This is a genomic window from Pseudomonas reinekei, from assembly GCF_001945365.1.
Classification (GTDB): Bacteria; Pseudomonadota; Gammaproteobacteria; order Pseudomonadales; family Pseudomonadaceae; genus Aquipseudomonas; species Aquipseudomonas reinekei.
Genome location: NZ_MSTQ01000002.1, coordinates 142,663 through 161,937, shown reverse-complemented (window position 1 = coordinate 161,937; position 19,275 = coordinate 142,663). Strand labels below are relative to the sequence as shown.

The window sequence follows — 19,275 nt, the reverse complement described above, 5'->3', positions numbered from 1 at the left end:
CGTGTGCCTCAGCGATTCAGCGGAGTGGCGGGCGCAGCCGCCTGCGGATTTTCCATGACCTGCAAAATCGACGCTTCAGGATCGAAGTCGTCTTCTTCCAGCTCGATGAATTCTTCCGGCAGGAAGATGTTCAGCACGATGGCGCACAACGCACCGACGGTGATCGGCGATTCGAAAATGTTGTGCAGCGCCTTGGGCAGCTCACGCAAGACTTCCGGCACCGCAGCAACACCGAGACCCATGCCGAGGGAAATCGCCACGATCAGCATGTTGCGTCGATGCAGGCCAGCTTCGGCGAGGATCTTGATTCCGGCCACGGCGACCGTGCCGAACATCACCAGTTCGGCGCCACCGAGCACCGGTTTCGGCATCAGTTGCAGCACGGCGCCAATCATCGGGAACAGCCCCAGCAGCACCAGCAAACCGGCGATGAAAAACGCCACGTAACGACTGGCCACACCGGTCAACTGGATGACGCCGTTGTTCTGGGCGAAGGTCACCATTGGCATGCTGTTGAACACCGCTGCCATCGCCGAATTGAGGCCGTCGGCCAGCAATCCGGATTTGATTCTGCGGATGTAGACCGGGCCTTTGACCGGTTGCCGGGAAATCATCGAGTTGGCGGTCAGGTCTCCGGCCGCTTCCAGTGGTGACACCAGGAAAATCACCGCCACCGGCACGAACGCCACCCAGTCGAAGGAAAAGCCGTACTTGAAAGGTACCGGCACGCTCATCAGCGGCACGGCGGGCAGGCTGGCGAAGTCCACGTGGCCCAGGAGCCAGGCGACGACATAGCCAAGGGTCAGGCCAATAACGATTGCCCCGAGGCGAAGGAATGGCACGTCCACGCGGTTCAGCACCACGATTGTGCCCAGCACCAGTGCGGCCAGACCCAGATGGCTGGCGGCGCCGAGGTCCGGCGCGCCGAAGCCGCCGGCAATGTCGGTCATTGCGACTTTGATCAGCGATAACCCCATGAGCGTGATGATGGTGCCGGTCACCACCGGGGTGATCAGCATGCGCAGTTTGCCGATGAACTGGCTCAGCACGACTTCGATGAACGCGGCGAAGAAGCACACGCCGAAGATCGTCGAGAGGATCTCATCGGTGCCGCCACCCCGGGCCTTGACCATGAACCCGGCGCTGAGGATCACGCTGATGAACGAGAAACTGGTGCCTTGCAGACACAGCAACCCTGAGCCGATCGGCCCGAAGCGTCGCGCCTGAACAAAAGTGCCCAGGCCGGAAACGAACAGCGCCATGCTGATCAGATACGGTACTTCGCTTTGCAGGCCGAGGGCGCTGCCCATGATCAGCGTCGGCGTGATGATGCCGACGAAACTCGCCAGCACGTGTTGCAGGGCCGCGAACACGGTAGCCGTCAGGTGAGGGCGGTCGTTGAGACCGTAGATCAGGTCGTTGTGGCGCGGGGCAGGCGATTTTTCAGAGACGGTCATGGTGATGTGCGGGCCAAAAGGCAGGCCGGGTCAGAAAATGGAGGCGCAGGATGCCAGCAGTGTGAATGGAGGGCAATGATTGAAACCGCGCAGTATTGAGCTGCCTACCGCTTCGTGGCGAGGGTGCTTACTCTTTCGCCACTGACATCCCTTCTGTTTATGAAAACGCAGCAAGTAAATCCTCTTCAAACGCCTTCTGCGCATCGCCCGGCACCAACGCCCGATGCCGGGCCAAATGAAACGCCACGTCGAAACTCAAGTCCTCGCGGCGCACCGCCCGCAGTTGCCCCTTGTCCTCCCAACTGCGGGCAAAGTGACTGGGCAGATAACCGACGTGCTTGCCGGACAGGATAAAGGCGAGGGTGCCTTCGACCTGTTCCGACCGCGCCGAACACAACTTGCCCTGGAACGGCTCGTCGCTGCGCAGGAAGCGGTAGGGATGATCGACCCGATCGCAGGCCTGCAGTGCCTGATCATCCGGCGCCTCATCGTTGAACAGCGGGTGGCCGGCGGCGCAATACAGGTGCTGGGTTTCAGTGAACAACTCGCGGTAGTCAAAGGCGTTCTGGATCTGCGAAAAGTAGCCGATCGCCAGATCCAGTCGCTGCTGCAGCAGCAAACGCTCCATGTCGCCGGGCATGGCGCTCATCAATTCGATGCGCACCGATTCGTCGCGCTCGCGAAACCGTCGAACCGCCTCGGCCACCCGTTGCAGCACCGATGGGTCCAGTGCTTCGGACAAACCCAGGCGCACCTCGCCAATCAGGCGACCGGCCACGCCATTGGACTGGTGACGGAAGGTTTCGATGGATTCGAACAGGCTGCGCGTGGCGTTAAGCAATTGCTCGCCCTTGGGCGTGACGCTGAAGCCACCTTTACCACGGCTGCACAGACGATAGCCGAGACGGGTCTCGAGCTTGGCCATTTGCTGACTGATGCTCGACTGGCTCAAACCGAGCTCACCCTGGGCCGCGCTGAAGCCACCGCACTCCACCACACTGACAAAAAGGCGCAGCAGTTGCAGGTCTACATCGTGAAGTTGACCAAGCATCAAACATTACTCCAGGGTAATGTCAGGTTAATAAACGTGATATTTCACCAATGTATCCGACGATGCATCCTGCAACCACTTCCAATGGTCAGGTGTACGTCATGGCTCCCACCTTCAAGCGTTGTTTACCTGCGTTGTTCCTTGCCGTGGCGGCGTCCGCCAGTGCCGAGGAAAAAGTCGTCAACCTCTACAGTTGGGCCGATTATGTGGCGCCGCAAACCCTGCAGCGATTCGAACAAGAGACCGGCATTCAGGTGCGCTACGACACCTTCGACGCGCCGGAAGTGTTGGAAACCAAACTGCTGACCGGTGGCAGCGGCTATGACGTGGTGGTGCCGTCTTCCAGCGTGTTGGCCCGTGGCCTGGCGGCGAGTGCATTACAAGCCATTCCCCATGAAGGCTTGAAGGGTTACGCCAATCTTGATCCCGACCTGCTGGAAAAGCTGGCGGCGGTCGATCCCGGCAACCGCTACGGTGTGCCCTACACCTGGGGCACGCTGGGGTTGGGGATGAATGTGGAGGCGGTCAAACAACGGTTGCCGGACGTGCCGCTCAATAGTCTGGACCTGCTGTTCAAGCCGGAATATGCGAGCAAGCTCAAGGACTGTGGGATTGCGATCATCGACTCGCCGCAAGAGGTGATCGGTCTGGCATTGCACTATCTGGGTAAAGATCCCTACAGCACCGACAAGAGCGACCTCGAAGCGGCCCAAGCATTATTGCGGCAATTGCAGACTTCGGTGCTGTACGTCGCCAGCGGTCGGCAGATCAATGATCTGGCCAATGGCAGTGTCTGCCTGGCGCTGGCCTACAACGGCGACGCGAGCATGGCCGCCGATCAGGCACGCAAGGCCGACAAACCCTACGAAATTGCCTACCGGATTCCCAGGGAAGGCACGCTCGTGTGGCAGGACAATCTGGCAATCCCCAAGGATGCACCGCACCCCGAAGCCGCGCGCCAGTTTATCGAATTCATGTTACGCCCCGAATCCGTCGCCGCGCTGACCAACACGTTGTTCTTCGCCACCGCCAACCAGGCAGCGACGCCGCTGGTGGATGAAGCGGTGCGCACCGACCCGGACATTTTTCCGCCCGCCGATGTACGCGCGAGGCTCTACGCCGACCGCAGCATGAGCCTCAAAGACATGCGCCAGCGTACCCGTGTGTGGACCACTTTCCGTAGTCGCCAATAAATGAACAATAAGGAGCCTCCAATGGACGTCCCAGCGCAGAATGACCAAGCCATCACCCGCGACAACCTCTACGGCACTGCCGCCGAAAGCACCTACGCCGGCATCACCAGTTTCATGCGCCGTCGCTACAGCCGCGACTTGCGCGGTGTCGACGTGGCCGTCAGCGGCGTGCCGTTCGACACCGCCACCAGCAACCGCCCGGGTGCACGCTTCGGACCGCGCGGGATTCGCGCCGCGTCCACCGGGATCGCCTGGGAGCGCCACTGGCCATGGACGTTCGACCCGTTCGATCATCTGGCGGTGATCGACTTCGGCGATTGCGATTTTGATTACGGCAAGCCGCAGTCGGTACCGGAAAGCATTGAAGCGCACGCCGAGCACATCCTCAACGCGGGCAGCGCGATGCTGACGTTTGGCGGCGATCACTTCATCACCTATCCGCTGCTCAAGGCTCACGCCCGCCAACACGGTCCGCTGTCGTTGGTCCACTTCGACGCCCACAGCGACACCTGGCCGGACGAAGAGGGCAAGCGTATCGATCACGGCACCATGTTCTGGCATGCGGCCAAGGAAGGGCTGGTCGACCCATCGCGCTCGGTACAGATCGGTTTGCGTACCACCAATGACGATCATCAGGGCTTTGCGGTGCTGGATGCGCGGCAGGTGCATCGACGCGGTGTGGATGCGATCGTCGAAGCGATTCGGGCAAGGGTCGGCGACAACCCGGTGTACCTGACATTTGATATCGACTGCCTGGACCCGGCGTACGCGCCCGGCACCGGCACACCGGTATGTGGTGGGTTGAGCACGGTGCAGGCCCTGGAAATCCTCGGCGGATTGCGCGGGATCAACCTGGTTGGCATGGACGTGGTGGAAGTGGCGCCGGCCTATGACAGCGCAGACATCACCTCACTCGCGGCGGCGACACTGGCGATGGAAATGCTGTGCCTGTATGCGGCCAAACATAAAGTCGACCGGTAACACAAAATCTGTTGTGAAACTGCTGACGCCATCGCGGACAAGTCCGCACACAGGTTTAGCGCAATCCTGGGGGTGCGGGCTTGTCCGCGATGGTTTTTCAGGCCGCCGGGATCATGGGCAGGTCCAGGGTTTCGCCACCGCTGAACCGCGAAAACGAGCCGCTGATACTGTCATGTGGCACACCTTTGGCCACATCGCTGACGCCATCCAGACGCGCCAACTGTTCGGCACTCAACTGCACATTCAACGCGCCCAATGTCGCATCCAGTTGTTCGCGGGTGCGCGAACCGAGAATCGGAATCAGCGCCGTGGTCGAGCGCTTGGCTTTTTCCCGCAACCACGCAATCGCTACGTGAGTCGGGCTGCTCGCCAGGTCCGCAGCAACGGCCAGCAAGGTGTCGAGGAGGGCGGTTTCACGGGCGCTTTTCTCGGCGTGAACCAGCATGCCCAGTTTGCTCGCGCGGTTATCGCCCTCGCTGTTGCGGTACTTGCCGGTGAGGAAGCCACCGCCCAGTGGCGACCACAACGTCGCAGCCAGGCCCAGCGCTTCGGCCATCGGCAATTGCTCGCGTTCGGCGGTGCGTTCGGCGAGGCTGTACTCCACCTGAACCGCAGCAATGGGCGCAAAACCGCGTACCTCGGCCAAGAGGTCGGCGCGTGCGATGCGCCATGCCGGGAAATTCGACAGACCGGCGTAATGGATTTTGCCGGCCCGCACCAGATCGTCGAAGCCGCGCAGGATCTCTTCCATCGGCGTCACGCCATCGCTCATGTGCGCCCAGAACAGATCGAGGTGATCGGTTTTCAGGCGCTTCAAACTCTCTTCAACGGCGCGAACCATGTTCTTGCGGTTGTTGCCGGTGTGGGAAATGCCGGCGGCCGGCGTAGTCCCGAGCGTGTATTTGCTCGCAATGACCAACCGATCACGCTCGGCCGCGATGAACTCACTGAGCATGGCTTCTGATTGGCCACCCTGATAGCCGTTGGCGGTATCGATGAAATTGCCCCCGGCCTCCAGGTAGCCGTCGAAAATGGCTTTGGCCTCGTCACGCTCCGCACCATGCCCCCAGCCAGTACCGAAATTGCCGGCGCCCAGGGCCAGTTCGGAAACACGCAAGCCGGTTTTACGGCCAAAGACTTTGTAATGCATGGGGAAGACTCCTGAAGAAAGCTTGGCGTTTTATATTATTAAAGACATCTATTAACTATGATGCGAATAATTTTAAACGTCAACACGCTTTTCCCTGAGGCGCAAAGCCTTCGATCAACGGTGGTGTGCGACTGCCAGTTATGGCGGGCGCAATCTGCTGGCATACTGCCGAGCATGAATGTCGACTCTCCCCTCAGCGCCTGGCAACACGCCATCGAACAGAAAGGCTTCGTCCAGGACGAAGCTCAGGAACATGCCGTCTGGGCCTTGCAGAAGTGCTATGAAGCGCTGCATGAAGGGCGTAAACAGGTCATGGGTGTTTACCTGTGGGGGCCGGTCGGGCGTGGCAAAACCTGGTTGATGGACCAGTTCTACCAGCACTTGCGGGTGCCTGCCCGGCGTCAGCACTTTCACCATTTCATGGGCTGGGTGCACCAGCGCTCGTTTCAATTGACCGGCACGGCTGATCCGCTCATGGCGCTGGCCCGTGAACTGAGCGAGGAAGTGCGGGTGCTGTGCTTCGATGAGTTGTTCGTCAACGACATCGGCGACGCGATCATTCTCGGGCGTCTGTTCCAGGTGATGTTCGAACTGGGGGTGGTGGTGGTCTGCACCTCTAATCAGCCGCCGGATCTGCTCTACGCCGACGGCTTCAATCGCGACCGGTTTATGCCTGCCATCGCCGCGATCAAGCAGCACATGCAGGTGGTTGCGGTGGACGGCAGCGAGGATCATCGCCTGCATCCCGGCCAGGGGCTGCAACGATACTGGGTGGCCGCACCCGGCCAGCCCAGCGCGCTGGCGGATGTGTTCAAGGTCTTGACCTTGGGCCAGGCCGTCTCAAGCGAACCGATCAACGTCGGTTACCGTTCGCTGGCTGTAGTGCAAGCCAGTCGCACCGTGCTTTGGTGCCGTTACGCCGACCTCTGTGAACAGCCGTTCGCCGCCATGGATTTCATGGCGTTGTGCGACACCTTCAGCGCTATTCTGTTAAGCGACGTGCCCAACCTCAGCGCGCAAAGGCGTGCCGGACGAATCGCCCGTGGCACCGAAGACGCGGCCGAGCGCGTGGCGGCGGGCGACCGTGAGCTGCCACAATTATCGGTGCACGACGATGGCGTCCGGCGTTTTATTGCCCTGGTGGACGAATGCTACGACCGCAAAGTGCCGTTGTACTTGGAAGCGCAGGTACCCATGGAGGCGTTGTACACCGAGGGCTATCTGGAATTCCCGTTCCGCCGCACCCTCAGTCGCCTGCAGGAAATGCAGCTGGAACGTTTCGCCGAGGCATGAGAACCAGGAGGAGTGACCATGAATCAACCTCTTTCGCATCATTTGCTGACCATGGCGTACCAGAACGCCTGGGCCAATCACCGGTTGGCCAAGGCCTGGGGCCAGTTGAGCGAAGATGATCTGCAGGCGCACCGCGTCAGTTTCTTTCCCGATATCCGTGCCACCCTCAATCACATCCTGACCTGCGACTGGTTTTACGTGGATGCGCTGGAGCGGGAACTGCGCGGCGATGATCCACATCCTGAGTGCTCTGTGTTTTTCAAGGAAGACGAGCCATTTACCGCAGCTGACGACCTCAAGCGTGAACAGGCTCACGTCGACCGACGCCTGATCGCCTATTGCGAACAGATGCGCGATGCCGATCTAGGCAAAATAGTCACCATCGCCCGCGATACGCCGCAGTACGACAGCCGTTTGCGCTTGCTGTCACATCTGTTTGAACACCAGATCCATCATCGCGGTCAGGTTCACGCGATGCTCAGCGGAACGTGGGTCAAGCCGCCGCAACTGGACGAGTTTTTCTGTGCAGGGGAGGCCCGGTTGCGGGCGGAGGACTTTGCAGAGTTGGGGTGGACCGAAGCTTTGATTTGGGGGCATCAGGGCGGATGCGCAAACGGTCGATGAATCGCCCGGATGAAAAAAGGGCGTCCATCAGGACGCCCAACAGGTCTTATCTGACTGAAGAGCAAGCAGTCAGAGGTGGAACAATCATTTCGGCCTGTAGGTTTCGGTCATTTGCGCGGTCTGGTCGTCCGGGACTCGCAGTTCAAGTGTCTGGCTTTGCGAGACAGTGCCCAGCGCCAGTTGCTGGTTATAGCGAAGCGTTTCGAAGTAATACCTCATGCGCTCGGCGCCGCCTTCAGCAAAAGCGCTGGCGGAGCCGAATGTCATGAGTGCGGCGAGAATGAATGTTGTGCGTTTCATGGTGTGCCTCCCACTTACAGATGTCGGATGCCTGTCGTCCATGAGTCAATGGATCAAAGTCGCACGCTCATTATCCGCCGATTCCATTAAATGGGAATGAATAACCCCTGGCGTTTGCAGTCCAGGTTCGCAGCAATCAGGCGTTTGTGACGAGGGGGCTTGTCGGAACGCCGCACCATCCCGCCGGGGGGTACGAAGCGGCCGCAAATGGGCCTGCTGCGCAGTCCAGCGGGAGCAAGCTCCCTCGCCACAGGTACAGTGTTCGTCCTTAACCGAACACCATTGATCAGCTACAGGGTTTAAAGGCTTATTTCTGGACGACTTCCGCGTTCGCCGTCTTCGGCTTGATCAGGCTGAAATCAATCAACGGCCGCTGTTGTCGTTCGTACGGGTTGCCGATCATCAAGGGGCGTGGTTTGAAGCTGTCGCTGACCAGGCTCTTGCTGTGATCGAACTCGTCGAAACTCAAGCCCGCCAGGTCTGCCCAGGTGTGGATCAGATGGGAGCTGCTGTACGGCCGAGCCAGATCGCCAGCAAAGCTCCAGTCGTGGGTTTCACGCCATTTTGGCGAGGCCCAGGCCATGAACGGGATGGTGTACATCGGTGCTGTCGGTTTGCTTTCGTTGCGCCCGAGCGTGCCGTGGCCCGCAGAATCGAAGACGTCTTCACCGTGATCGGAGAGGTACAGCAAGAAGCCGTTCGGATCGGTCTTGGCGTAGTCCTTGATCAGGCTCGACACCACGAAGTCGTTGTACAGCACTGCGTTGTCGTAGCTGTTGTACGTCGGCAGCTGATCGTCACGCACCCCGGCCGGCACACCGTTGCGGTCCTTGAACTTGTCGAAGGTCGAAGGGTAGCGGTACTGGTAGCTCATGTGCGTGCCCAGCAAATGCACGACGATCAGCTTGCGCGGCGCCGCATCGGCCAGTGCCTTGTTGAAGGGCTCGATCACATCACCGTCGTACTGGGCAGCGTTCTGGTTGCGATTGTTGTTCAGGTACACCTGCTCGTCGGCCTGCTGGGAGAACGTCGTGAGCATGGTGTTGCGCTTGGTCATGGTCTGCTGGTTGGTGATCCAGAAGGTCTTGTAGCCAGCCTGCTTCATCATGCTGACCAGCGACGGCGTGGTCAGGTACAGGTCAGGGTTGTCCTCGTCGGCGAAGGTCAGTACCTGCTGCAACGCCTCGATGGTGTAGGGGCGCGGTGTGATGACGTTGTCGAAGACCGCCAGTTGATCCTTCAGCTTGTCCAGTTCCGGCGTGGTTTCCCGCGGGTAGCCGTACAGGCTCATGCGCTGGCGGTTGGTGGACTCACCGATCACCAGCACCAGGGTCGACGGCTGGTTGGCCATCGAGTCCTTGAGGTTGTGCAGGGGTGGGATGGTGCTGGCGCTGTTGAGCATCTCCTGCATGCCGGCCAGGGTGTCCAGATAGCGGTGGTAAGCCACGGCCATCTGCCAAGGCACGGCCGGTTCGATGCGGGTTTCGAATTTTTCGAAGCCGCTGGCAAAGCTGCCGGTGCGCAGGGTCTGCTTGACCAACGGGTAACCAATGACCGCCACCAGGATCGCGGTGGCCGCCACAAATGCTTTGCCGCGAGGCAGGTACACCGGTCGCAGGCGCGTCCACAGAAAGTAAGCAAACGCGGTATGCGCAAGGAAGGCCGGGACCATCCACCAGGCAAAGTATTGCGTCATGTACTCGCCGGCTTCAGACACGTTCGATTCGAACATGATGAAGATGACGCTTTGCGAAAATTCCTGCTGATAGATGAAGAAGTAGCCGAGGCTGGCCATGGAACACGCCCACAGCACTACGCCGATCACTGCTGCCATGACGCGGGTCTGGCGAGGAAACAGCAACATTGGCGCGAGCCAGAGGGCGCTCATCACGAACGCCTGGCGGAAACCGGAAAAACCAGAGGTGCCGGTCAACTGAATCAGTAATTGAGTGATCCCGGAAAAATACCAGAAGAACACAAACAGCCAGAGGAAACCTGCCCAATCGAAACCGTTCGCAGACTTTTCGCTGCGCTTAAACCAAGACATTCACCGCTCCATCCACAATTCACTACCACCGCCAGGCCACTGCAAAAGTCGCCGACGAACGGGCGGCACGCGCATACCGAGCGGCCACAATGAACGGGAGTATCAACAAGGGGATGTGAAAACTTTGTGAGTTGCCAGGGCTGGCGAAGGGCTAAGGCGAGTCGGAAGCAGGGCAGCGCTGCTTCCGATGCTGCGAGGGATCAGGCGTGTGGGGCACGTTGCGTTACGGTTAAGGGCTGTTGGCCCTGGGTCAGCAAGCGCAATTGCGCCAGCTCCTGCTTCAGTTGCTCATTTTCGTCTTTCAACTGGCGCAATTCATCGCGACGAATTGTGACGTAAAGGGTTTGTACTGGCAGTGCGGTATGTACTGTGCCCATTGCTCACCTCGCAAATGGTGTGTCTCAACTGTAGACCCCGCCTGAAATCAGCGGCTGATCTACTATCGGCGCCAATTTTGATTTCTTTTGCTCGCGAAGGGAACTTTTTTATTTTCCATGGTCGGTGTGTCTTCAGCACGATTCCCGACGTTATCAATCAGGATCGGGCACAATGCCCGGAAACTTCATGCCTCCTCGCTGGACTAAACCGAATGAGTCGCGTTGGGCTATAACCTTTGACACACATTTATTTGTAGTAGGGAGCATCAGCACATGCAACTCGGGATTATTGGACTGGGCCGCATGGGCGGTAATATTGCGCGGCGCCTGATGCTCAACGGACATACCACCGTTGTGTACGACCGCAATACCGCTTTTGTCGAAACCCTGACCGAAGTGGGTGCCACCGGCGTAGCCGATCTGCCGGCCCTGGTCGCTGGCCTGGCCAAACCGCGCGCGGTATGGGTCATGTTGCCGGCCGGCGCACCGACCGAAGACACCATCGACACCCTGAGCACTCTGCTCGAAGCCGGCGATACCATCATCGACGGCGGCAACACCTTCTATAAAGACGACATTCGCCGGGCGAAAACCCTCTCCGAAAAAGGCCTGCACTACATCGACGTCGGTACTTCCGGTGGTGTCTGGGGCCTTGAGCGTGGCTACTGCATGATGATCGGCGGCGATACCGAGACCGTTAAACGTCTCGATCCGTTGTTCGAAAGCCTGGCGCCGGGCATGGGTGATATTCCGCGCACCAAGGATCGCAAGTCCGATGACGACCGTGCCGAGCGCGGCTATATCCACGCCGGCCCTGCGGGGGCCGGGCATTTCGTCAAGATGATCCATAACGGCATCGAGTACGGAATGATGCAGGCCTTCGCCGAGGGCTTCGACATCCTCAAGACCAAAAACAGCGAGAGCCTGCCGCAAGACCAGCGTTTCGACCTGAATGTCGCCGACATCGCCGAAGTCTGGCGTCGTGGCAGCGTGGTGTCCTCCTGGCTGCTGGACCTGACCGCCGACGCGCTGGCCAGCGATCCCAAGCTCGAGGGTTTCTCTGGCTCCGTAGCCGACAGCGGTGAAGGTCAATGGACCATCGAAGCCGCCATGGAGCAAGCAGTGCCGGTGCCGGTGCTGTCGAACTCGCTGTTCTCTCGCTACCGTTCCCGCGGGCAGGGCACTTTTGGCGACAAAATCCTTTCGGCGCAACGCTTCGGCTTTGGCGGGCACGTGGAGACCTCGAAAAAATGACCCACGCGATCCGCAGGAAATCCAAGGCTGAACCCGCACCACCCACGACGCTGTTTCTGTTTGGCGCACATGGTGATCTGGTCAAGCGTCTGCTGATGCCGGCGCTGTATAACCTCAAGCGTGATGGTTTACTCGGGGATGGACTGCGGATCATCGGCGTTGACCACAACGCCATCAGTGATGAGGGCTTCGCGAACAAGCTCGAGGATTTCATTCGCAACGAGGTGGCCAGCAAGGTCGGCAAGGGCAATCAGTCTCTTGATCCGGACGTGTGGGCACAACTCGCAAGAAACATCAGCTACGTCCAGGGCGACTTCCTGGACGACAGCACTTATCAAGCGCTGGCGGCAAAAATCGCCGACAGTGGCACAGGCAACGCGGTGTTCTATCTGGCGACCGCGCCGCGCTTCTTCAGTGAAGTCGTTCGCCGTCTCGGCGCTTCCGGCCTCCTGGAAGAAAGCCCCGAAGCGTTCAGAAGGGTGGTCATCGAAAAGCCGTTTGGTTCCGACCTGCAAACCGCCGAGGCCCTGAACGCCTGCTTGCTCAGGGTCATGAGCGAAAAGCAGATCTACCGCATCGATCATTACCTGGGCAAAGAGACCGTACAGAACATTCTCGTCAGCCGCTTTTCCAATAGCCTGTTCGAAGCGTTCTGGAACAACCATTACATCGACCACGTGCAAATCACCGCCGCCGAAACCGTCGGCGTGGAAACCCGTGGCAGCTTCTACGAACACACCGGCGCCTTGCGTGACATGGTCCCCAATCACTTGTTCCAGTTGCTGGCCATGGTCGCCATGGAACCGCCGGCCGCGTTTGGTGCCGATGCGGTCCGGGGCGAGAAGGCCAAGGTGGTGGGTGCGATTCGTCCGTGGACGGTTGAGGAAGCCCGTGCCAATTCGGTACGCGGCCAGTACACCGCCGGCGAAGTCGACGGTATCGCGCTACCGGGTTATCGCGAAGAGGAACGGGTGGCGCCCGACAGCACTACCGAAACCTATGTTGCACTCAAGGTCATGATCGATAACTGGCGCTGGGTTGGCGTGCCGTTCTATCTGCGCACCGGCAAACGCATGAGCGTGCGCGACACCGAGATCGTCATCTGCTTCAAACCGGCGCCCTATGCGCAATTCCGGGATACCGAAGTCGATGAGCTGGCGCCGACGTATCTGCGGATCCAGATCCAGCCCAACGAAGGCATGTGGTTCGACCTGCTGGCCAAGCGGCCGGGGCAGGCCCTGAAGATGGACAACATCGAACTGGGTTTTGCCTATAAGGACTTCTTCGAGATGCAGCCGTCCACCGGCTACGAAACGCTCATCTACGATTGCCTGACCGGCGATCAGACCCTGTTCCAGCGCGCCGACAACATCGAGAATGGCTGGCGTGCGGTGCAACCGTTCCTTGATGCCTGGCAGCAGGATGCCTCGGTGCAAGGTTATGCTGCAGGTGAAGACGGGCCGTCATCCGCTGAAGAACTGCTGACTCGCGATGGCCGCGTCTGGCACGGTCTGGGATGAGCGAACCGACGCAGCAATCCATCCGCTTCCTGCTCAGTGACATGGACGGTACGCTGTTGCTGCCCGATCACACACTCAGCCAGCGCACCATCGAATCCGTCCGCGCGCTGCGCGAGGCGGGCGTGCTGTTCAGCCTGGCCACGGGGCGGCCACCCAAAGCGATGTTGCAGACGATTGAAGCCCTTGGCGTCGATCTGCCCACGGCGGCGTTCAATGGCGGCACCATCGTTCATCCGGATGGCAGTCTGTTGGTGGCGCATTATCTTCCCGGTACCGCTGCACTGACGACGCTGGCGCTGTTCGCCGATCAGCCCGGCATCGAGGTGTGGGTGTTCAGTGGCGGTGACTGGCTGCTGAAAGACCCACATGGCCCCATGGTGCCGCGTGAACAGCACGGGTTGGGGTACCCGCCGGTGGTGGTCGAGAGCTTCGAACCTTATCTGACGCGCATCGACAAGATCGTCGCCACCAGTAACAACCATGAGTTGTTGATCGAGCTGGAGGCCCGGTTGCTACCCATGGTAGAGGGGCAGGCTCAGGTTTCGCGTTCTCAGCCGGTATTTCTCGACGTGACTGCGATGCAAGCCAACAAGGGCGCGGCACTGGCGACCCTCGCCGAGTTTCTCGGTGTAGCGCTGGAGCACACGGCTGCGATGGGCGATGGCGGCAACGATCCGGCGATGTTTCAGTGTGCCGGGTTATCGATTGCCATGGGGCAGGCGGAGGAAGTGGTGAAGCATCAGGCGGATGTGGTGACCGGGCCTAATACCGAGGACGGCGCGGCGCAGGCCATTGAACGTTACATCCTTCCTCGATAACAACACAAAACAATGTGGGAGCGAGCCTGCTCGCTCCCACATCTGCCTCGTGCTTACAGCCAGTAACTCACCGCATACCAACCCAATACACCCATGACCACAGTGTACGGCAACGCCATCCACACCATCCGCCCGTAAGAAAGGCGAATCAGTGGTGCAATGGCCGAGGTCAGCAGGAACAGGAACGCTGCCTGGCCATTGGGCGTTGCCACGCTAGGCAGGTTGGTGCCGGTGTTAATGGCGATGGCCAGTGTTTCGAAATGCTCGCGGCTCATGTGTCCGGCGATGAACGCCTGCTTCACTTCGGTGATGTAAATGGTCGCGACAAACACGTTGTCACTGATGGCCGACAACAAGCCATTGGCGATAAACAGCATGCCCGGTTGTTGATCCGCCGGGAGCGCCAGCACCCACTCGATCAGCGGCGTGAACAGTTGCTGATCGTGAATCACCGCGACCACAGCGAAAAACACGACCAATAACGCGGTGAAGGGCATGGCGTCCTTGAACGCGCTGCCAAGCCGATGTTCATCGGTGATACCGGTGAATGCGGTGATCAGCACAATCACCATCAGGCCAATCAGGCCCACTTCCGCCGCATGGAATGCCAGCGCGGTGATAAGGATCAGCGCAGCCACGCCTTGCACAATGAGTGCGGCGCGCTGACGCGAGGTGCGTTCGGCATTGTCTTCGTCAGCGAAGTTGGCCAGTACGGTGCGTACGTTGTCCGGCAGCAAAGTGCCGTAACCGAACCAGCGCAGCTTCTCAAGCAATACGCAGGTCACCAGGCCCGCTACCAACACGGGCAGGGACACCGGCGCGACTTTCAGGAAAAACTCGACAAAGTGCCAGTCCATCTCGTGGCCGATCAGCAAGTTTTGCGGCTCGCCCACCAGTGTGCAAACACCGCCCAGCGCCGTACCCACTGCGCCGTGCATCAGCAGGCTGCGCAAGAATGCGCGGAACCGTTCCAGGTCGCCATGATGAAGGGTAGGGAGTTTCTGGTCATCGCCGTATTCGCTGTCCTGGCGCGGATCATTGCCCGACGCGACACGGTGATACACCGAGTAGAACCCCACGGCGGCACTGATGATCACGGCGGTCACTGTCAACGCATCGAGAAAGGCCGACAAAAACGCGGACAGGAAACAGAACATCAACGCCAGCATGGTCTTGGAGCGAACCCCGAGCAGCAAACGCGAAAACAGGAACAGCAGCAGGTCTTTCATGAAGTAGATACCGGCCACCATGAACATCAGCAGCAGGATCACCGGAAAGTTGTGCAGTAGCTCGTCATAAAGCGCCTGGGGGGTGGTCATTTTCAGCAGCAGCGCTTCGACCAGCAACAAGCCGCCGGGCATCAACGGATAACACTTGAGCGCCATGGCAAGGGTGAAGATGAACTCCAGCACAAGCAGCCAGCCCGCTGCCACGGGGCCCACGGTCCACAAGACCAGCACATTGAGTATCAGGAAACCGACAATACAAACCTTGTACCAGCGGGGTGAGTTGCCGAGAAAGTTGTGCGCGAACGCCTGGGCCATGGAACCGGACATCGGCTACTCCTTATATAAAGAAGCGCGCAAGTTGCCGTAAGCGGAGAAGAAGATCAAGTGTAGGAAAAGTACTCGGGGCCTACGCCAAATAGCGTGCGACAACGGCTCGATAGTTGCCGTCCAAAGAGTAACCACCAACAACGATGTTTCCATCGTCCTGCACGGCAATCGACGTGGCCGAGTCAAGGCTGCGGCCCAGACGCGTGCGGACCCATCCAGTGCGGTCGCCAAAGTGCGGGTCGAGCTGTCCGTCAGGCTTGTATCGCGCCACTATAAAGTCGGCTTCGATGCCGCCAATTGTGGCCCCGGCGGTCAGCACGCTGCCATCCGGATTCAGGTGGGCGGCAGTCCATTGGCAGCCGCAGGCACCGATTTCCAGTAATTGCGGCAGGCCGCCGTTGCAGTGAATGTCCGGGCGTCCATTACAGTGCACTTTCAGCGCAAGGCAATGCATTGGGTCGCGACTGCTGCCGAAACAATGGATGGCGCCGTTGTGATGCTGGACGATCTGGCTGACTTGGGCGCTGCGATCCTGCGTCTTGAAACTCATAAAGCCATCCACGGCAAAACTTTCATCGAGGCCGCCGTCGGTGTGATAACGGGCAAGCAGGCCTTCCTCGGGAAAGTTGACCGAGCCAGCGACAATGATTCGACCATCAGCCTGCAGCTTTAGCGTGCTGAGCCAAGTGTTCATCAGCAAATGCCTGACGATCACGAAACCCCGGCCATTAAAAGAGTTGTCTAGCGCGCCATTGGATTGGAGTCGTATCAGAATGCCGGCGTAGTCAGCCAGTTCGAAATGGTGATTGGCCACCAGCAAAATACGGCCATCCTCCTGAACATTGACATCGCAGACTTCGGCACCCGGAACGCCTGGCGGCAACCAGGCATCGCGCACACCATGGGACAGATTGCCTGGTAGTCGAACGACGCAGTGGCCATTGTCACCAAAATCCTGAACGGGATGCCCGTGGGCGTCGAACATTGCCAGGGCCGGGAGCGAGCGATGGGCGTTTTCGTAATGCAGGCCAACCACTAACAATCGACCATCCGCCAGAACCTGAACCTTGCCAGCCATGGCATCGAAGCCGGGCTCGAACTGGCCGATGACGCTACCTTGTTCGCCGAAGCCCAGATCCGCCGAGCCATCCTCCAGCAAGCGCGCCAGACCAAAACGGCTGCCGTGCGCCATGCCGACTTTCGCTGCGACCAGCAAGCGGCCACTGGAATCGATCGCGATCCCGTTGGTCATGCTTGAAAGGCTGTCGGCGAAATACACCTGGGCTTTGCCGTGGGCGGCAAAACGTGTGTCGAGGCGCCCCGCCATGGAGACGGGTGTCGGGAGCGATAAAACGGACTGGATTGACATACGCGCATCTCCTTGCGAGTCGTCCTTGTCCGGGTTGGGGTGGCGACCGTATAGGGAGATCATTCAATCCCTGAATGGCTGGATGCACAACCGGTAGAACTAACAGATGGAGGGTCGTTGTGCGCCACAACAGTGTCTTTTCGAACCAAAGGCGAGCCTGCAAAGCATTCAGGCGCGTTCAAGTTCAAATAAAGAAAGGGCGTAAGTGCTGATGGCTGTGCTCAACCAGGCAACTAACGAGGGGAAAAAAGGGAGCGGATTACTCAATGAGTAATCCGCAAAACGATTAGTGTGGCATCGACCACGATTGCAGCGTGTAACCTTCTTCGCTCAACTCGGCTCGGGCCTGCTCAAGCAAGCGTTCGAGTTGCGCAGGATCGGTGTAGGCACTGCTGGGGATCAGCTTGCGGCCTATACTGGTATTGGTCCGGTCGATAACGGTCAGGCTGAGTTCGCCGTTGCCGTCCTGTGGCGCCCAGGCCACGCACTGGAAAGGTTTAAATGCGCGGTCGGCAATCAAAAGAGCTTCGTTGATACGGAGCGGGGCGTTCATAGAATGTTCTCTCAGTATGCCCAATCAAGTGATGTGCCGACGGTTGGGCTTACCGTTCGGCAGGTTACTTGTACTGATGTCCGCAACCGGGGTTCAGGTCACACACAAACAAAAGAAATTTCAACTTTCTTTCGTAAGTGCAATACACGGTCGCGGTTTGAAAGCTGAATGAAAGGTTGGAGTTCGTTAGGTAACTAAGCAAGCAGTTGCTTATAACTAATAACGCAATAACCCTATAGTCAAACGGTACAAGGCTACGTCAAATTCTTGCTAATGTTACAGCCAGGTCCGCCAAATGACTGTTTTTTAATAAATTTCTTTATATTTGGCGCCAAGGAACAGTCATGAGCGAAGCGCCTGCATTACGACGTTTATTAGTAGTGGATCCCTGCGACGACTGTCATCGTTTATTGCCGGGTTTGCGCTCCGTGGGATGGGATGTTGACAGCTGTTCGCTGGAAAATGCCACGGACCGAACCTGTGATGTGGGGCTGTTGCGTTTGCAGCCTTTTCACCTCGAGCGGCCGGAAGCCGTCAAAGAACTGATAAGCCGCAGCGGTACCGAGTGGATTGCCGTTCTGAACCAGGAAGTCCTGCGGTTGCAGAACGTTGGCGATTTTGTCTGCGAGTGGTTTTTCGATTTCCATACCTTGCCGTTCGACGTGTCACGGGTCCAGGTCACACTGGGGCGGGCGTTCGGCATGGCGCGCCTGCGCGGCCAAGGCACGGTCCACATCGATCAGCCTGAACACGAACTGCTTGGCGACAGCAAGCCGATACGTGAACTGCGCAAACTACTGAGCAAACTGGCGCCCACCGAATCTCCGGTGCTGATCCGGGGCGAAAGCGGGACCGGCAAAGAGTTGGTCGCACGCACGCTGCATCGACAATCCCAACGCCACAGCAAACCTTTTGTAGCGATCAACTGCGGGGCGATACCCGAACACTTGATCCAGTCCGAACTGTTTGGCCATGAAAAAGGTGCTTTTACCGGCGCTCACCAGCGCAAGGTCGGACGCATCGAAGCCGCCAATGGCGGGACGCTGTTCCTCGATGAAATCGGCGACTTGCCATTGGAACTGCAGGCCAACTTGTTGCGGTTTCTCCAGGAAAAACACATTGAGCGGGTGGGTGGCAGTCAGCCGATTCCCGTCGACGTGCGGGTTCTGGCGGCGACCCACGTTGATCTCGAAGCGGCAATCGAGAAGAAACGCTTTCGCGAAGACCTGTATTACCGATTGAATGTGCTGCAGGTCGTGACAGCTCCGCTGCGTGAACGTCATGGCGATCTGTCGATGCTGGCTAACCACTTTTCCCATTTCTACAGCCATGAAACCGGGCGCCGTCCTCGCAGTTTCAGCGAAGACGCGTTGATTGCCATGGGCAAGCATGACTGGCCGGGCAATGTTCGTGAGCTGGCCAATCGAGTTCGGCGCGGATTGGTGTTGGCCGAAGGCAGGCAGATCGAAGCGCGGGATTTGGGTTTGATCAGTCATCAGACGATCGCCACGCCAATGGGCACGCTCGAAGACTACAAGACCCGTGCCGAGCGCCAGGCGCTGTGTGATGTGTTGAATCGTCACAGCGACAACCTGAGTGTCGCCGCGCGTGTGCTGGGTGTGTCACGGCCGACGTTCTATCGGTTATTGCACAAGCATCAAATTCGCTAGGCATCAGCAGCAAAAGCTCGCAGCCATCGACAACTCCAAAGACGCAGGCGTTGCCGTAGGCT

General features: G+C 59.0%; 17 protein-coding genes. 8 read left to right on the top strand and 9 right to left on the bottom strand.

Annotation, left to right across the window (positions count from 1 at the left end; translation table 11 throughout):
* Window positions 1-8: 8 nt before the first annotated feature.
* Window positions 9-1,457: a nucleobase:cation symporter-2 family protein gene (locus tag BVK86_RS03320; RefSeq protein ID WP_075945073.1), complete on the bottom strand. Its 1,449-nt coding sequence runs from the start codon at window positions 1,455-1,457 to the stop codon at window positions 9-11.
* A 157-nt stretch (window positions 1,458-1,614) separates the two neighbouring features.
* Window positions 1,615-2,508 carry a LysR family transcriptional regulator gene (locus tag BVK86_RS03315; protein ID WP_075945072.1) on the bottom strand — a complete coding sequence of 298 codons (894 nt, stop codon included), beginning with the start codon at window positions 2,506-2,508 and terminating at the stop codon, window positions 1,615-1,617.
* A gap of 101 nt (window positions 2,509-2,609) precedes the next feature.
* Here BVK86_RS03315 and BVK86_RS03310 point away from each other — a divergent pair, with 101 nt between their 5' ends.
* Complete coding sequence (locus BVK86_RS03310) at window positions 2,610-3,701, top strand: polyamine ABC transporter substrate-binding protein (protein WP_075945071.1); 1,092 nt, start codon at window positions 2,610-2,612, stop codon at window positions 3,699-3,701.
* A 21-nt stretch (window positions 3,702-3,722) separates the two neighbouring features.
* Window positions 3,723-4,682 (top strand): agmatinase, encoded by a 960-nt coding sequence (speB, locus tag BVK86_RS03305; RefSeq protein ID WP_075945070.1) that lies wholly within the window; start codon window positions 3,723-3,725, stop codon window positions 4,680-4,682.
* 97 nt (window positions 4,683-4,779) lie between these two features.
* Here speB and BVK86_RS03300 read toward each other — a convergent pair whose 3' ends face one another.
* On the bottom strand, window positions 4,780-5,832 hold the full coding sequence (locus BVK86_RS03300; protein WP_075945069.1) for an aldo/keto reductase: 1,053 nt from the start codon (window positions 5,830-5,832) through the stop codon (window positions 4,780-4,782).
* 174 nt (window positions 5,833-6,006) lie between these two features.
* Here BVK86_RS03300 and zapE point away from each other — a divergent pair, with 174 nt between their 5' ends.
* Window positions 6,007-7,125 carry a cell division protein ZapE gene (gene zapE, locus BVK86_RS03295; protein ID WP_075945068.1) on the top strand — a complete coding sequence of 373 codons (1,119 nt, stop codon included), beginning with the start codon at window positions 6,007-6,009 and terminating at the stop codon, window positions 7,123-7,125.
* Between the two features lie 18 nt (window positions 7,126-7,143).
* Window positions 7,144-7,749, top strand: coding sequence for a DinB family protein (locus tag BVK86_RS03290; protein WP_075945067.1), 606 nt, complete (start codon window positions 7,144-7,146; stop codon window positions 7,747-7,749).
* A gap of 84 nt (window positions 7,750-7,833) precedes the next feature.
* Here the strand turns inward: BVK86_RS03290 and BVK86_RS03285 are convergent, their stop codons facing one another.
* The 3 genes from BVK86_RS03285 to BVK86_RS29750 form a co-directional block, all read right to left on the bottom strand.
* Window positions 7,834-8,049, bottom strand: a complete 216-nt coding sequence (locus BVK86_RS03285; RefSeq protein ID WP_075945066.1) for a hypothetical protein — start codon at window positions 8,047-8,049, stop codon at window positions 7,834-7,836.
* A 307-nt stretch (window positions 8,050-8,356) separates the two neighbouring features.
* On the bottom strand, window positions 8,357-10,096 hold the full coding sequence (locus BVK86_RS03280) for a phosphoethanolamine transferase CptA (RefSeq protein WP_075945065.1): 1,740 nt from the start codon (window positions 10,094-10,096) through the stop codon (window positions 8,357-8,359).
* A 200-nt stretch (window positions 10,097-10,296) separates the two neighbouring features.
* Window positions 10,297-10,473, bottom strand: coding sequence for a DUF6026 family protein (locus BVK86_RS29750; RefSeq protein ID WP_167371490.1), 177 nt, complete (start codon window positions 10,471-10,473; stop codon window positions 10,297-10,299).
* A 273-nt stretch (window positions 10,474-10,746) separates the two neighbouring features.
* Between BVK86_RS29750 and gnd the strand changes: the two genes are divergently transcribed.
* From gnd to BVK86_RS03265, 3 genes are read left to right on the top strand one after another with little or no spacing between them, the layout of a single operon-like run.
* The gene (gene gnd / locus BVK86_RS03275; protein ID WP_075945064.1) at window positions 10,747-11,727 is read left to right on the top strand and encodes a phosphogluconate dehydrogenase (NAD(+)-dependent, decarboxylating); all 981 of its coding nucleotides are present in this window, start codon (window positions 10,747-10,749) and stop codon (window positions 11,725-11,727) included.
* Complete coding sequence (gene zwf / locus BVK86_RS03270; protein WP_075945063.1) at window positions 11,724-13,247, top strand: glucose-6-phosphate dehydrogenase; 1,524 nt, start codon at window positions 11,724-11,726, stop codon at window positions 13,245-13,247. Before gnd ends, zwf begins: the two co-directional genes overlap by 4 nt.
* Window positions 13,244-14,065 (top strand): Cof-type HAD-IIB family hydrolase, encoded by an 822-nt coding sequence (locus BVK86_RS03265; protein WP_075945062.1) that lies wholly within the window; start codon window positions 13,244-13,246, stop codon window positions 14,063-14,065. The genes zwf and BVK86_RS03265 overlap by 4 nt, the downstream gene beginning before the upstream one ends.
* Before the next feature lie 53 nt (window positions 14,066-14,118).
* On the opposite strand, the gene nhaB is transcribed toward BVK86_RS03265, so the two are convergent.
* From nhaB to BVK86_RS03250, 3 genes are all read right to left on the bottom strand, one after another.
* Window positions 14,119-15,621 (bottom strand): sodium/proton antiporter NhaB, encoded by a 1,503-nt coding sequence (nhaB, locus tag BVK86_RS03260; protein ID WP_075945061.1) that lies wholly within the window; start codon window positions 15,619-15,621, stop codon window positions 14,119-14,121.
* A gap of 79 nt (window positions 15,622-15,700) precedes the next feature.
* A complete protein-coding gene (locus BVK86_RS03255; protein ID WP_075945060.1) occupies window positions 15,701-16,990 on the bottom strand; it encodes an NHL repeat-containing protein in 1,290 nt (429 codons plus the stop codon).
* Between the two features lie 286 nt (window positions 16,991-17,276).
* A complete protein-coding gene (locus tag BVK86_RS03250; RefSeq protein ID WP_075945059.1) occupies window positions 17,277-17,543 on the bottom strand; it encodes a hypothetical protein in 267 nt (88 codons plus the stop codon).
* A 344-nt stretch (window positions 17,544-17,887) separates the two neighbouring features.
* Between BVK86_RS03250 and BVK86_RS03245 the strand changes: the two genes are divergently transcribed.
* Window positions 17,888-19,213 (top strand): sigma-54 dependent transcriptional regulator, encoded by a 1,326-nt coding sequence (locus BVK86_RS03245; RefSeq protein ID WP_075945058.1) that lies wholly within the window; start codon window positions 17,888-17,890, stop codon window positions 19,211-19,213.
* The last annotated feature ends 62 nt before the right edge of the window (window positions 19,214-19,275 follow it).

Coding starts and splice junctions, on each gene's coding strand:
- BVK86_RS29750 (WP_167371490.1), bottom strand. CDS start 10,473: ATGGGCACAGTACATACCGCACTGCCAGTACAAACCCTTTACGTCACA.
- zapE (WP_075945068.1), top strand. CDS start 6,007: ATGAATGTCGACTCTCCCCTCAGCGCCTGGCAACACGCCATCGAACAG.
- nhaB (WP_075945061.1), bottom strand. CDS start 15,621: ATGTCCGGTTCCATGGCCCAGGCGTTCGCGCACAACTTTCTCGGCAAC.
- BVK86_RS03265 (WP_075945062.1), top strand. CDS start 13,244: ATGAGCGAACCGACGCAGCAATCCATCCGCTTCCTGCTCAGTGACATG.
- BVK86_RS03285 (WP_075945066.1), bottom strand. CDS start 8,049: ATGAAACGCACAACATTCATTCTCGCCGCACTCATGACATTCGGCTCC.
- BVK86_RS03315 (WP_075945072.1), bottom strand. CDS start 2,508: ATGCTTGGTCAACTTCACGATGTAGACCTGCAACTGCTGCGCCTTTTT.
- BVK86_RS03250 (WP_075945059.1), bottom strand. CDS start 17,543: ATGAACGCCCCGCTCCGTATCAACGAAGCTCTTTTGATTGCCGACCGC.
- BVK86_RS03255 (WP_075945060.1), bottom strand. CDS start 16,990: ATGTCAATCCAGTCCGTTTTATCGCTCCCGACACCCGTCTCCATGGCG.
- BVK86_RS03245 (WP_075945058.1), top strand. CDS start 17,888: ATGAGCGAAGCGCCTGCATTACGACGTTTATTAGTAGTGGATCCCTGC.
- BVK86_RS03280 (WP_075945065.1), bottom strand. CDS start 10,096: ATGTCTTGGTTTAAGCGCAGCGAAAAGTCTGCGAACGGTTTCGATTGG.
- speB (WP_075945070.1), top strand. CDS start 3,723: ATGGACGTCCCAGCGCAGAATGACCAAGCCATCACCCGCGACAACCTC.
- zwf (WP_075945063.1), top strand. CDS start 11,724: ATGACCCACGCGATCCGCAGGAAATCCAAGGCTGAACCCGCACCACCC.
- BVK86_RS03310 (WP_075945071.1), top strand. CDS start 2,610: ATGGCTCCCACCTTCAAGCGTTGTTTACCTGCGTTGTTCCTTGCCGTG.
- BVK86_RS03290 (WP_075945067.1), top strand. CDS start 7,144: ATGAATCAACCTCTTTCGCATCATTTGCTGACCATGGCGTACCAGAAC.
- BVK86_RS03320 (WP_075945073.1), bottom strand. CDS start 1,457: ATGACCGTCTCTGAAAAATCGCCTGCCCCGCGCCACAACGACCTGATC.
- BVK86_RS03300 (WP_075945069.1), bottom strand. CDS start 5,832: ATGCATTACAAAGTCTTTGGCCGTAAAACCGGCTTGCGTGTTTCCGAA.
- gnd (WP_075945064.1), top strand. CDS start 10,747: ATGCAACTCGGGATTATTGGACTGGGCCGCATGGGCGGTAATATTGCG.